Consider the following 13694-nt stretch of genomic DNA (forward strand, 5'->3'; position numbering starts at 1 on the left):
CCATCGATTCACTTCCGGCGGGGCGGTGGCTCCCGGAGGGACGCTCGCCCGAATATTCGGCGAACGCCTAGATTTTACCTGTATCGAATGATCTCAGCCGCCGCTGCCGAGGCGGTCCGCGACCCCGCTGCCCGCGAGCACGGCGAGCGCGGTGAGGACCAGGGCCACCAGCAGCGACAGCCGCGGGCGGGCGGTCACGAACCGGGTCCAGCGGCCGAGCCGGGGCGGCGCCTCCTGGGACGCCCCCTCCCCCGGCCGCGGTGGCGTGTTGACTTCGGTCATCTTGCGGTGTCCCCTTCACCACGACCCGTGCCTGCGCAGCCGGAGGCACGGAGGAGTCGTTGCCATAAACTGGCAAACACGAGAGATCGCTCGCGTTTCTCAAGAATGCGAGCGACCACTCGCGTTTGTCAATCGTCTTCGGAAAGCTGGGGATAACGCGTGTCCGACACCTCGGAGAAGGAGCAGCCACGCCGCCGCCAGGCACGCGGCGAGCGCCGCATCGCGCAGCTGCTCGAAGCCGCCGCCCGGGTCTTCTGCTCCACCGGCTACACGGCCACCAGCGCCAACGCCATCGCCCGCGAGGCGGGCGTCTCGCCGGGCACCCTCTACCAGTTCTTCCCGAACAAGGAAGCGATCGCGATCGAGCTGGGCGACCGGCTCGTCCACGAGATGCAGGAGACCTACGGCACGGCGCTGGCCCCCGTCGACCCCGCCACCCCGCTGGAGGAGGCCGTCGGCGCGGCGGTCGACCGGTTCATCGCCTTCAACACCGAGCACCCGGTCTTCTTCGCCCTGATGCACGGCCCCGACATGCCCGGCGGGATCACCGAGGCCCACGACCAGCTGCACACCACCCTGGTCGGCCGTGTCGTGGACCTGCTCTCCTCCCTCATGCCCGGCGCCGCCCCGACCGACGTCACCCGCACGGCCCACGTCTGCCTCGGCGTCTACAAGGCCGGCCTGGAACTGGTCCTGGCCCACGAGGGCGCCGAGCGCGCGGCCTACGTCCAGGAGATCAAGGACGTCCTGATCCGCTACCTCGAACCCCTGACCGGCGACCGGCCGGGCCTCGCCTGACCCCACCGGGGTACCCGGACTGCGACCCACGGGTACATCTGCCTAAAGTGCGGATGAATCGCCCAGCAGCAGTCCGAGGGGACCCCCGTGACCCACTCACCGCCGCCCGGCACGCCCAGGGCCCGCATCCCTGGTCCGCAGCAGCCCCCGCCGCCGTACCCGCGCATCGGCGCCGGCCTGTGGAAGCGCTGCCTGCGTGGCGGGCTCGCCCTGTGGGCGCTGACCGCGTGGGTGATGTACACGACCCTGAACACGGCCCCGCTGCCGACGCTGATCCTGCTCGGCTGCTTCCTGGTGCCGGTCGTCTTCGTGCTCTGGGCATACGAGCGGCACAGCCGTGACCTGGGCGTCAGCGCGGTCCTCGGCTGCTTCCTGGCCGGCGGTGCGCTCGGCGTGCCGGGCGCCTCACTGATGGAGCCGTACCTCCTGCGCCCCTCCCTCGGGACGTTCCTGGCCGTCGGCCTGACCGAGGAGGCGGCCAAGCTGGGCGCGCTGGTGTTCGTGCTGCGCCGGCAGCCGGGCATCCGCGGGACCCGGGCCGGGCTGGTGCTCGGCGCGGCCGTCGGCCTCGGCTTCGCGGCCGTGGAGGGCGCCGGCTACGCGTTCGAGGCGGCCTTCTCCACCGAGGGCACCGGCCTGCGGGCGCTGCTGGAGACGGAGCTGCTGCGCGGAGTGTTCACCCCCTTCGGGCACGGGCTGTGGACGGCGATCACGGGCGGAGTGCTGCTGGCCCTGCGCCGGCCCAACGGCCACTTCCGGTACGCCCCGCCCGCGGTCGCCGCCTGCCTGGGCGCCGCCCTGCTGCACACCCTGTGGGACTCCACGCACGGCATCGCGCTCTGGCTGGTGGCGCGCCTGACCGGCGGCGGCCCGGGCACCCGGCTGTTCGCCCAGGGATACCTGTCCCGGCCGGGCGCCGCGCAGCAGCACCTGTTCACCCTGTTCTCGGTCGGCGGGGCGGCCCTCGTCGTACTCGCCGGGGTCACCTGGGTGATGGCTCTGGCGCGCCGGGACACTTCTTGGAGAAATACCCCCTAGGGGTATAGCGTGTGGAGCGTGGGGTTCCCTCGTGGGCCCCGCCAGCCCCACATGCCACGACGAGGAGAAACGACATGAGCGCCCAGACCGACACCCCGGGCTCCGTCACCGCCGTCTACCGGGTGACCGGCATGAGCTGCGGCCACTGCGAGGGATCCGTCTCCGGTGAGATCTCCGAGATCCCCGGCGTCACCTCGGTGAAGGCCGTCGCGTCGACCGGCGAGGTGACCGTCGTCTCCGACGCCCCGCTGGACGACGAGGCCGTGCGCGCCGCCGTGGACGAGGCCGGCTTCGAGCTGGCCGGCAAGGCCTGAGCACCGCCCTCCCCTTCCCCGACCGGGCCGTGCCGACCAGCTGATACTGGCTCCGTGCGGTCCGGTCCGATGTCTGGAGTCCGGACATGACCAGCACCACCGTGAAGACAGCGGCCCCGATAGGTGAGAGCGCCGAGGTCGAACTGCTCATCGGCGGGATGACCTGCGCCTCCTGCGCCGCCCGGGTGGAGAAGAAGCTCAACCGGATGGAGGGCGTGAGCGCCACCGTCAACTTCGCCACCGAGAAGGCGAAGGTCGCCTACGCCGACGGTGTCCGGGTGGCCGACCTGATCGCCACCGTGGAGCGGACGGGCTACACGGCCGAGGAGCCCCCGCCGCCGGAGCCCGCACCCGCGACGGCCCCGGAAACCCCCGAGCGGGACCCCGAACTCGGCGCGCTGCGGCACCGTCTGCTCGCCTCCGCGCTGCTCGCCGCGCCCGTGGTCCTGCTCGCGATGATCCCCGCGCTGCAGTTCGACAACTGGCAGTGGCTCTCGCTCACGCTCGCCGCGCCGGTCGTCGTCTGGGGCGGCGCGCCCTTCCACCGGGCCGCCTGGACCAACGCCCGGCACGGCGCCGCCACCATGGACACCCTGGTCTCGGTCGGCACGCTGTCCGCGTTCGGCTGGTCGCTGTGGGCGCTGTTCCTCGGTGACGCGGGCATGCCCGGCACACACGACGAGTTCCGCCTCACCGTCTCCCGCATGGACGGCGCCTCCACCATCTACCTGGAGGTGGCCGCCGGAGTCGTCGCGCTGATCCTGCTCGGCCGCTACCTGGAGGCCCGCTCCAAGCGGCGCGCCGGGGCCGCCCTGAAGGCCCTGATGGAGCTGGGCGCGAAGGACGTGGCGGTGCTGCGGGACGGACGCGAGGTGCGCGTCCCGGTGGCGTCCCTGGCGGTCGGCGACCGGTTCGTCGTACGGCCCGGCGAGAAGGTCGCCACCGACGGCACGGTGGTCGAGGGCGTCTCCGCGGTGGACGCCTCCATGCTGACCGGCGAGTCGGTGCCGGTGGACGTCGGCCCGGGCGACGGGGTCGCCGGCGCCACGGTCAACGCGGGCGGCCGGCTGGTCGTGGCGGCCACCCGGGTCGGCGCCGACACCCAGCTCGCCCGGATGGCGAAGCTGGTGGAGGACGCGCAGAACGGCAAGGCCGAGGTGCAGCGGCTCGCCGACCGCGTCTCCGCGGTGTTCGTGCCGGTCGTCGTCCTCGTCGCGCTCGGCACCTTCGGGGTCTGGCTCGGCGTCACCGGGGACACGGTCGCCGCGTTCACCGCCGCGGTCGCCGTGCTGATCATCGCCTGCCCCTGCGCCCTGGGCCTCGCCACGCCGACCGCGCTGATGGTCGGCACCGGCCGCGGCGCCCAGCTCGGCATCCTCATCAAGGGCCCCGAGGTGCTGGAGTCCACGCGCCGGGTCGACACGGTCGTCCTCGACAAGACCGGCACCGTCACCACCGGCCGGATGACCCTCCAGGCGGTGTACGCCGCCGACGGCGAGGACGAGAAGGAACTGCTGCGCCTCGCGGGCGCCCTGGAGCACGCCTCCGAGCACCCCGTCGCCCGCGCCATCGCGGCGGGCGCCGCCGAGCGCGCCGGAACCCTCCCGGAGGCCGAGCACTTCGAGAACGTCCCCGGGCGGGGCGTACGCGGGCGCGTGGAGGGCCGCCAGGTGGCCGTGGGGCGCCTGTACGAGGACGTGCCCGAGGAGCTGGCCCGCGCGGCCAGCGAGGCCGAGCGGGAGGGCCGTACGGCCGTCCTGGCCGGCTGGCACGGACGGGCCCGCGGGGTCCTCGCCGTCGCCGACACGATCAAGCAGACCAGTGCCGAGGCGGTGCGCGAGCTGCGCGCGCTCGGGCTCACGCCGGTCCTGCTCACCGGGGACAACCGGACGGTCGCCGAGGCGGTCGCGCGGTCCGTGGGCATCGACCCGGGGAACGTGTACGCGGAGGTGCTGCCCGAGGAGAAGGCCGACGTCGTACGACGGCTGCAGCGCGAGGGACGCGCCGTGGCCATGGTCGGCGACGGCGTCAACGACGCGGCCGCCCTCGCCGTCGCCGATCTGGGCCTCGCCATGGGCACCGGCACGGACGCGGCGATCGAGGCCGGCGATCTGACGCTGGTGCGCGGGGACCTGCGCGTGGCGGCGGACGCCATCCGGCTGGCCCGGCGCACCCTCGCCACCATCAAGGGCAACCTGGTCTGGGCCTTCGGCTACAACGTGGCCGCGCTGCCGCTGGCCGCCGCGGGCCTGCTGAACCCGATGATCGCGGGCGCCGCCATGGCCTTCTCCTCGGTGTTCGTGGTGACCAACAGCCTGCGACTGCGACGATTCCGCTGAAGTCCCCCGGAGTTACCGGGGGTTAAGTTCTGCGGATGTAAGAGACCCTCTAGAGTCAGGCGCGAGCCTCACATAAGCTCTTCACAAGGCTCGCGCATCATCCTTACGCTTGGGCCCCGATCGCGGTATCGGGGCTCTTGCGCACCTAAAGGACATTTGCAAGAGACGCAGATCACAGTGATGCGAACGTAACCATCGAAGGGGTTCGAAGGTCTAAGTTGGCGATGTCGGCTCGGCGTCTTGGGGGGCGCTGACCGGCGTCTGGGGATGTCTTGGGGGACTTCCTCGGAGATGCGTTGCCGGGGCACGTACACCGGGAAGCTTTGAGCGGCCCTCCCAGCGTGCGCTGTCCCGGCAGATCGCACCGCATCACCGGAGTACGAGGGGTTCTGCCCGTCGTGCTCACCGACAGCGATTCAGGCGCTGTCTCTCCGAGCGCCCGGCCGGATCCCGTGGGGGGAATCCGCACCGGGACATGGGAAGGCGCCCTGGTCGTCGGCCCGTGGGGGGACCGGCGTCAGGGCGCCTTCCGTTTTGGCACCTCGTCGTGACGCGGTTCGCCTTCGGGGCGCCGGTGGAACGGCGCCCCTCGGCGGACGGATGTCAGCGCTCCTCGACCGGCACGAAGTCGCGCTCGACGACGCCCGTGTAGATCTGGCGCGGACGGCCGATGCGGGAACCCGGCTCCTTGATCATCTCGGTCCACTGGGCGATCCAGCCCGGCAGCCGGCCGAGGGCGAACAGGACCGTGAACATCTCGGTCGGGAAGCCCATGGCCCGGTAGATCAGGCCGGTGTAGAAGTCCACGTTCGGGTACAGCTTGCGCTCGACGAAGTAGTCGTCGGAGAGCGCGTGCTCCTCCAGCTTCAGGGCGATGTCGAGGAGCTCGTCATCCTTGCCCAGCGCGGAGAGCACGTCGTGCGCCGCGGCCTTGATGATCTTGGCGCGCGGGTCGAAGTTCTTGTAGACCCGGTGGCCGAAGCCCATCAGGCGGACGCCGTCCTCCTTGTTCTTCACCTTGCGGATGAAGGTGTCGACGTCGGAGCCGGAGTCGCGGATGCCCTCGAGCATCTCGAGGACGGACTGGTTGGCGCCGCCGTGCAGCGGGCCCCACAGCGCGTTGATGCCCGCCGAGATCGAGGCGAACATGTTGGCCTGCGAGGAGCCGACCAGGCGGACCGTGGAGGTCGAGCAGTTCTGCTCGTGGTCCGCGTGCAGGATCAGCAGCTTGTCCAGCGCGGACACGACGACCGGGTCCAGCTCGTACTCGTCCGCCGGGACCGAGAAGGTCATGCGCAGGAAGTTCTCGACGTAGCCGAGGTCGTTGCGCGGGTAGACGAACGGGTGGCCGATCGACTTCTTGTACGCGTACGCCGCGATCGTCGGGAGCTTCGCGAGCAGCCGGATCGTGGAGAGGTTGCGCTGCTTCTCGTCGAACGGGTTGTGGCTGTCCTGGTAGAAGGTGGACAGCGCCGAGACGACCGAGGACAGCATGGCCATCGGGTGGGCGTCGCGCGGGAAGCCCTTGTAGAAGTTCTTGACGTCCTCGTGCAGCAGGGTGTGCCGCGTGACGTCGTTCTTGAACGTCGTCAGCTCGTCGACCGTGGGCAGCTCGCCGTTGATCAGCAGGTACGCCACCTCGAGGAAGGTGGAGCGCTCCGCCAGCTGCTCGATGGGGTAGCCGCGGTAGCGGAGGATGCCCGCCTCGCCGTCGAGGTAGGTGACCGCGGATTTATAGGCGGCCGTGTTGCCGTAACCGCTGTCCAGAGTCACCAGACCGGTCTGGGCGCGGAGCTTCCCGATGTCGAAGCCCTTGTCGCCGACGGTGCTGTCGACCACCGGGTAGGTGTACTCGCCGTCGCCGTACCGCAGTACTACAGAGTTGTCGCTCACGTCTTCCCTCACCGACGTAGTGCCTCATCTTCGAGGTGCCCTGACTGTCTCTACCATCCCCCATTTGGCTCAGGAGAGTGCACTCGGGGTCGACCATTGGGCCTATTGGCGGCACTCAGTGCCGCCAACCTGCTCATCCTGCCCCCTCCGAACGGCATCTGGAAGTGCTCTGTGACCTTCACGACTCATTTGATCGATCATTTTTCGCACTGCCCGTCCGCCGCCCGTCCGAACCGGTGACATCCAGCCTCCCGCCAGGTGACGCGAGCCTGAAATCGAGGGCCGTGCACCGGCGTCCGGCGGACACCGTGCGCACCGCCTGACCGATCGCCTTGCGCGAACCGACGAGGACGACCAGCCGCTTGGCCCGGGTGACCGCCGTGTAGAGCAGGTTCCGCTGGAGCATCATCCATGCTCCCGTGGTGACGGGAATCACCACCGCGGGATATTCACTTCCCTGCGAACGGTGGATGGTCACCGCGTAGGCGTGCGCCAGTTCGTCCAGTTCGTCGAATTCGTACGGAACCTCCTCGTCCTCGTCCGTCAGCACCGTCAGGCGCTGGTCGACCGGGTCGAGCGAGGTGACGACGCCCACGGTGCCGTTGAAGACACCGTTCTTCCCTTTCTCGTAATTGTTGCGAATCTGGGTGACCTTGTCGCCGACCCGGAAGACCCGGCCGCCGAACCGCTTCTCCGGCAGGTCGGGCCGCCCGGGGGTAACGGCCTGCTGGAGCAGCCCGTTGAGCGCGCCCGCCCCGGCCGGGCCCCGGTGCATCGGCGCGAGGACCTGGACGTCCCGGCGCGGATCCAGCCCGAATCTCGCCGGAATGCGCCGCGCGGCCACGTCCACGGTGAGCCGGCCCGCCTCCTCGGTGTCGTCCTCCACGAAGAGGAAGAAGTCCTTCAGCCCGTCGGTGAGCGGATGCTGCCCCGCGTTGATCCGGTGCGCGTTGGTGACCACGCCCGACTGCTGCGCCTGCCGGAAGACCCGGGTGAGTCGGACGGCGGGGACGGGGCCGCCGTCGGCCAGCAGGTCCCTGAGCACCTCCCCCGCGCCCACGCTGGGCAGCTGGTCCACGTCCCCGACGAACAGCAGATGGGCGCCCGGGGGCACCGCCTTCACCAGCTTGTTGGCGAGCAGCAGGTCCAGCATGGACGCCTCGTCCACCACCACCAGGTCGGCGTCCAGCGGCCGGTCCCGGTCGTAGGCCGCGTCGCCGCCGGGCTTCAGCTCCAGCAGCCGGTGCACCGTGGAGGCCTCGGCGCCGGTCAGTTCGGCGAGCCGCTTGGCGGCCCGCCCGGTGGGGGCGGCGAGCACCACCCTGGCCTGCTTGGCGCGGGCCAGCTCCACGATCGAGCGCACCGTGAAGGACTTGCCGCAGCCGGGGCCACCGGTGAGCACGGCGACCTTCTCGGTCAGCGCGAGCCTGACCGCCGCCTCCTGCTCCGGGGCCAGGTCGGCGCCGGTGCGGGACCTCAGCCAGCCGAGCGCCTTCGCCCAGTCGACGTCCCGGAAGGCCGGCATCCGGTCCTCTTCGGTGCGCAGGAGGCGCAGCAGCTGGGAGGAGAGGGACAGCTCGGCCCGGTGGAAGGGCACCAGGTACACGGCCGTGACGGGCTGCTCCGAGTCGCCGTCGGGGCCCGGGACCCGCTCCCGTACGACCCCGGGGTCCTCGCCCTCCTCCGGGGCACGGGCCAGCTCGGCGAGGCACTCGATGACGAGTCCGGTGTCGACCTGGAGGAGCTTGACGGCGTCGGCGATCAGCCGCTCCTCCGGCAGATAGCAGTTGCCCTGGTCGGCGGACTGGGACAGGGCGTACTGCAGACCCGCCTTGACCCGCTCCGGGCTGTCGTGCGGGATGCCGACGGACTGGGCGATCTTGTCGGCCGTCAGGAAGCCGATGCCCCAGACGTCGGCGGCCAGCCGGTACGGGTGGTTGCGGACGACGGAGATCGACGCGTCGCCGTACTTCTTGTAGATCCGCACGGCGATCGACGTCGACACCTCGACGGTCTGCAGGAAGAGCATGACCTCCTTGATCGCCTTCTGCTCCTCCCAGGCGTCGGCGATCTTCCTGGTCCGCTTGGGGCCGAGGCCAGGCACCTCGACGAGCCGCTTGGGCTCCTCCTCGATGATCCGGAGCGTGTCCGTGCCGAAGTGCTGGGTGATGCGGTCGGCGAAGACCGGCCCGATGCCCTTGACCAGGCCGGAGCCCAGATAGCGCCGGATGCCCTGGACGGTGGCGGGCAGCACGGTCGTGTAGTTCTCGACGTGGAACTGCTTGCCGTACTGCGGGTGCGACCCCCAGCGGCCCTCCATGCGCAGGGACTCCCCGACCTGGGCGCCGAGGAGCGCGCCGACCACCGTGAGGAGATCGGCGCCGCCTCTTCCCGTGTCGACGCGGGCGACCGTGTAGCCGTTCTCCTCGTTGGCGTACGTGATCCGCTCCAGCACGCCTTCGAGCGAGGCGAGCCGGCGCTCGCCGTCCGGGGCGTTCCCCGCCAGTTGAGCCATGATCCGACGGTACCGGTGAGGTGTGACAGCCGTGCGCTGTACTGTGCGTGGACATGACGTATGCCCACGGCCCGGGTACCGCCGGGGAGTTCCGCGCCCGGGCCGCCGCCGGTCCCGCCACCGCCCTCAGGCTCTGACCGAGCGCCGCGAGGACCGCCGTCGGGCGACGCGGCGCAGGGGCCGCCCGCCTCCAGTCGTCTCCGAGGGAGTCGCTCCATGTACGACTACGACCTCCTGGTCGTGGGCTCGGCCAACGCCGACCTGGTGATCGGTGTGGAGCGGCGGCCGGCCGCGGGCGAGACGGTGCTCGGCGGCGACCTGTCCGTGCACCCGGGCGGCAAGGGCGCCAACCAGGCGGTCGCCGCCGCCCGGCTCGGGGCGCGTACGGCCCTGCTGGCCCGGGTCGGTGACGACGGGCACGGTCGACATGCGCTCGATTCCCTGCGCTCGGCCGGGGTCGACCCGGCCGGCGTGCTGGTGGGCGGGGCCCCGACCGGCGTCGCGCTCATCACCGTCGACCCCACCGGGGACAACAGCATCGTGGTGTCACCGGGTGCCAACGCCCGGCTGACCCCGCGGGACGTGCGAGCCGCGGGGAGCCTCCTCCACGCCTCCCGGGTGGTGTCGGCGCAGCTGGAGATCCCGGTGGAGACGGTCGTGGAGGTCGTGCGGAGCCTGCCGGCCGGGACCCGGTTCGTGCTGAACCCGTCCCCGCCGCGCCCCTTGCCGGCCGAGGTGCTGGCGGCCTGCGACCCGCTCGTCGTCAACGAGCACGAGGCGCGGGTGATCCTCGGCGCGGACCGCGCCGGCGGGGATCCCGAGGACTGGGCGCGGCTGCTGCCGGCCGAGGGCCCCCGCTCGGTGGTGGTCACCCTCGGCGCCGCGGGGGCGCTGGTGTGCGACGGCTCCGGTGTGACCCGGGTGCCGTCGGTGGAGGTGGACGCGGTGGACACCACGGGGGCGGGCGACGCGTTCACGGCCGCCCTGGCCTGGCGGCTGGGCTCGGGCGCGGCTCTGGCCGAGGCGGCGGCCTACGCGGCCCGCGTCGGCGCGGCGGCCGTGACCAGGCGCGGCGCGCAGGAGTCGTACCCGACGGCGGCGGAGGTCGAGGCGCTGAGCCGCGCCGTCCGGGAACCGCGGTGAGGAGACCGGGCGACGTTTCGAGGGGGCGTGCCCCGGTCCGTCGACCCGGGCACGCCCCCTCGGCTTTCCCCTCCGTATCAGAACCCCTGCGAATCCCCCCCGGGTTCCCTCCCCGGGTTCTGATGACAGGTACGACACCCGGAGCCCGGGAAGGGTTGCACGGTTTCCCGAGATTGTTTTCCGGGCCGGAGCGGGGGATCGCGTTCCGGCGCCGGGAGCCCGTCAGACGTGTTCGAGGAACCGCTGCGCCGTCTCCGCCAGCACCTCCCGTCCGTCCCGGGCCCACAGCGCCTCGTTGAACAGCTCCACCTCGATCGGTCCGGTGTAGCCGGCCGCCTCCACACGGCCCCGCCACTCCCGCAGGTCGATCGCGCCGTCGCCGATCTGGCCGCGGCCGTTGAGCACGCCCTCGGGCAGGGGGGTGGTCCAGTCGGCGAGCTGGAAGGCGTGGATGCGGCCCGTGGCGCCCGCACGGGCGATCTGGGCGGGGGCCTGGTCGTCCCACCAGACGTGGTACGTGTCCACGGCGATCCCCACCTGGTGGGCGGGGAAGCGTTCGGCGAGGTCCAGGGCCTGGGCGAGGGTGGAGACCACGCAGCGGTCGGCCGCGTACATGGGGTGCAGGGCCTCGATCGCGAGCCGGACGCCGTGCGCCTCCGCGTAGGGGGCCAGTTCGGCCAGCGCGTCGGCGACGCGTTCCCGGGCCGCCCGCAGATCCCTGGCGCCGGGCGGGAGCCCGCCGGAGACCAGGACCAGGGTGTCCGTGCCCAGCGCGGCCGCTTCGTGCACCGCGCGGCGGTTGTCGGCCAGGGCCGCCGCCCGCGCGCCGGGATCGGTCGCCGTGAGGAAGCCGCCGCGGCACAGGGTCGTCACCGTGAGGCCCGCGTCCCGTACCAGCCCGGCGGTCTCCCGAAGGCCGTACGCCCGCACCGGCTCGCGCCACAGGCCCACGTTGCCGATGCCCAGCTCCCGGCAGGCGGCGGCCAGTTCGGGCAGGGGCAGCTGCCGCACCGTCATCTGGTTGACGGAGAGACGGGCGAGTCCGGTGCCGGTCACCGGTCCACCCCGTACACCGACAGCAGGGTCCTCATGCGTTCCTCGGCGAGCTTCGGATCGGGGAACAGGCCGAGTCCGTCGGCGAGTTCGTAGGCGCGGGCGAGATGCGGGAGGGAGCGGGCCGACTGGAGGCCGCCGACCATCGTGAAGTGCGACTGGTGGCCCGCGAGCCAGGCGAGCAGGACGACCCCCGTCTTGTAGTAGCGGGTCGGCGCCTGGAACAGGTGGCGGGACAACTCCACGGTCGGATCGAGGAGTTCACGGAAACCGGCCGTGTCCCCCGTGTCCAGGAGCCGTACCGCCCGGGCGGCCAGCGGGCCGAGCGGGTCGAAGATGCCGAGCAGCGCGTGGCTGAAGCCCCGCTCGTCGCCCGCGATCAGCTCGGGGTAGGCGAAGTCGTCGCCGGTGTAGCAGCGGACCCCGCCCGGCAGCCTGCGCCGCAGGCCGATCTCGCGTCCGGCGTCCAGCAGCGAGATCTTGACGCCGTCGACCTTGTCCGGGTGGGCGGCGACGACCTCGAGGAAGACGTCCGTGGCCGCGTCCAAGTCGGCCGAGCCCCAGTAGCCCCGGAGCGCCGGGTCGAACACCGGTCCCAGCCAGTGCAGGACGACCGGCTCGGCGGCCTGGCGCAGGAGATGGCCGTAGAGCTCCAGGTAGTCGTCGGGTCCCGCGGCGGCCGCGGCCAGCGCGCGGGACGCCATCAGGACGGCCTGCGCGCCCGCCTCCTCGGCCACCGCGAGCTGCTCCTCGTAGGCCGCGCGGATCTCGGGCAGGGTGCCGCCGGTGAGCTGGTCGGTGCCGACCCCGCAGACGATACGGCCGCCGACGGCGCGCGCCTCGGCCGCCGAGCGGCGGATCAGCTCGGCCGCGCCCGCCCAGTTCAGGCCCATGCCGCGCTGGGCGGTGTCCATCGCCTCGGCGACGCCGAGCCCGTGGGACCACAGGTGGCGGCGGAAGGCGAGGGTGGCGTCCCAGTCGACGGCGGCGGGCGAGTCGGGCGAGACGTCCGCGTACGGGTCGGCGACCACGTGCGTGGCCGAGAAGACGGTACGGGAGGTGAAGGCGGGGCCGGGCGTCACCGCGAGGGGCTCGGCGCGCGGCTCGTAGGTCCGCAGGGTGCCGTCGGCGCCGGGGAGTCGGAGGGTCACAGCGCGATCTCCGGCACGTCGATGCGGCGGCCCTCGGCGGAGGACCGCAGGCCCAGTTCGGCGAGCTGTACGCCGCGGGCGCCGGCCAGCAGGTCCCAGCGGTAGGGGGCGTCGGCGTAGACGTGCCGGAGGAACAGCTCCCACTGGGCCTTGAAGCCGTTGTCGAACTCGCCGTTGTCGGGCACCTCCTGCCACTGGTCGCGGAAGACCTCGGTGGCGGGGAGGTCCGGGTTCCAGACGGGCTTGGGGGTGGCACCGCGGTGCTGGGCGCGGCACCCGCGCAGGCCCGCCACCGCCGAGCCCTCCGTGCCGTCGACCTGGAACTCGACCAGCTCGTCGCGGTTGACCCGGACCGCCCAGGAGGAGTTGATCTGGGCGACGGCGCCGCCCTCGAGTTCGAAGACGCCGTAGGCGGCGTCGTCGGCGGTGGCGTCGTAGGGCTTGCCGTGCTCGTCCCAGCGCTGCGGGATGTGGGTGGTGGCGAGGGCCTGGACGGACGTCACCCGGCCGAACAGCTCGTGGAGCACGTACTCCCAGTGCGGGAACATGTCGACGACGATGCCGCCGCCGTCCTCGGCGCGGTAGTTCCAGGAGGGGCGCTGGGCGGGCTGCCAGTCGCCCTCGAAGACCCAGTAGCCGAACTCGCCCCGCACGGACAGGATCCGGCCGAAGAAGCCGCCGTCGATCAGCCGCTTCAGCTTCAGCAGGCCCGGCAGGAAGATCTTGTCCTGGACGACGCCGTGCCGGACGCCCTTCCCGTGCGCGAGCCGGGCGAGTCCCAGGGCGCCGTCGAGGCCCGTGGCGGTGGGCTTCTCGGTGTAGACGTGCTTGCCGGCGGTGATCGCCCTCCTGACGGCGTTCTCGCGGGCGGCGGTGACCTGGGAGTCGAAGTAGACGTCGACGGACGGGTCGGCGAGCACCGCGTCCAGGTCGGTGGAGACGTGTTCCAGGCCGTGCCGCCCGGCGATCTCCCGCAGGGCGTGCTCGCGGCGGCCGAGCAGCACCGGCTCGGGCCAGAGCACGGTGCCGTCGCCGAGGTCGAGGCCGCCCTGGTCGCGCAGGGCGAGGATCGACCGTACGAGGTGCTGGCGGTAGCCCATGCGCCCGGTGACGCCGTTCATGGCGATACGGACCGTCTTGCGTGTCACGTCAGTCCCCTTCGTGGGCG

10 protein-coding genes and 1 pseudogene are annotated in these 13694 nt (G+C 72.1%); 5 read left to right on the top strand and 6 right to left on the bottom strand.

Features of this window, described 5'->3' with window-relative positions:
• Positions 1–96 precede the first annotated feature (96 nt).
• Positions 97–282, bottom strand: a pseudogene (locus ACWEN3_RS06430) (hypothetical protein); the annotation flags it as partial.
• A gap of 159 nt (positions 283–441) precedes the next feature.
• Between ACWEN3_RS06430 and ACWEN3_RS06435 the strand changes: the two are divergent.
• From ACWEN3_RS06435 to ACWEN3_RS06450, 4 genes are all read left to right on the top strand, one after another.
• Positions 442–1080: a TetR/AcrR family transcriptional regulator gene (locus tag ACWEN3_RS06435; protein ID WP_452966415.1), complete on the top strand. Its 639-nt coding sequence runs from the start codon at positions 442–444 to the stop codon at positions 1078–1080.
• A gap of 87 nt (positions 1081–1167) precedes the next feature.
• Positions 1168–2118, top strand: coding sequence for a PrsW family intramembrane metalloprotease (locus ACWEN3_RS06440; protein WP_452966417.1), 951 nt, complete (start codon positions 1168–1170; stop codon positions 2116–2118).
• Between the two features lie 74 nt (positions 2119–2192).
• Positions 2193–2432 (top strand): heavy-metal-associated domain-containing protein, encoded by a 240-nt coding sequence (locus tag ACWEN3_RS06445; protein ID WP_452966420.1) that lies wholly within the window; start codon positions 2193–2195, stop codon positions 2430–2432.
• A gap of 86 nt (positions 2433–2518) precedes the next feature.
• Positions 2519–4771, top strand: coding sequence for a heavy metal translocating P-type ATPase (locus ACWEN3_RS06450; RefSeq protein WP_452966422.1), 2253 nt, complete (start codon positions 2519–2521; stop codon positions 4769–4771).
• A 603-nt stretch (positions 4772–5374) separates the two neighbouring features.
• Here ACWEN3_RS06450 and ACWEN3_RS06455 read toward each other — a convergent pair.
• Positions 5375–6664, bottom strand: a complete 1290-nt coding sequence (locus ACWEN3_RS06455; protein WP_452966425.1) for a citrate synthase — start codon at positions 6662–6664, stop codon at positions 5375–5377.
• 178 nt (positions 6665–6842) lie between these two features.
• Positions 6843–9179, bottom strand: coding sequence for an SF1B family DNA helicase RecD2 (gene recD2 / locus ACWEN3_RS06460; RefSeq protein ID WP_452966428.1), 2337 nt, complete (start codon positions 9177–9179; stop codon positions 6843–6845).
• Positions 9180–9395: 216 nt separating this feature from the next.
• Between recD2 and ACWEN3_RS06465 the strand changes: the two genes are divergently transcribed.
• The gene (locus tag ACWEN3_RS06465) at positions 9396–10322 is read left to right on the top strand and encodes a ribokinase (RefSeq protein WP_452966431.1); all 927 of its coding nucleotides are present in this window, start codon (positions 9396–9398) and stop codon (positions 10320–10322) included.
• Between the two features lie 222 nt (positions 10323–10544).
• Here ACWEN3_RS06465 and ACWEN3_RS06470 read toward each other — a convergent pair whose 3' ends face one another.
• Genes ACWEN3_RS06470 through ACWEN3_RS06480 form a run of 3 tightly spaced genes read right to left on the bottom strand, consistent with a single transcriptional unit; the run spans position 10545 to position 13674 of the window.
• Positions 10545–11339: a sugar phosphate isomerase/epimerase family protein gene (locus ACWEN3_RS06470; RefSeq protein ID WP_452966481.1), complete on the bottom strand. Its 795-nt coding sequence runs from the start codon at positions 11337–11339 to the stop codon at positions 10545–10547.
• 35 nt (positions 11340–11374) lie between these two features.
• Positions 11375–12526: a dihydrodipicolinate synthase family protein gene (locus ACWEN3_RS06475; protein WP_452966433.1), complete on the bottom strand. Its 1152-nt coding sequence runs from the start codon at positions 12524–12526 to the stop codon at positions 11375–11377.
• Positions 12523–13674 carry a Gfo/Idh/MocA family protein gene (locus ACWEN3_RS06480; protein WP_452966436.1) on the bottom strand — a complete coding sequence of 384 codons (1152 nt, stop codon included), beginning with the start codon at positions 13672–13674 and terminating at the stop codon, positions 12523–12525. Before ACWEN3_RS06480 ends, ACWEN3_RS06475 begins: the two co-directional genes overlap by 4 nt.
• Positions 13675–13694: the final 20 nt, after the last annotated feature.

The sequence above is a fragment of the Streptomyces sp. NPDC004561 genome, from assembly GCF_053602155.1.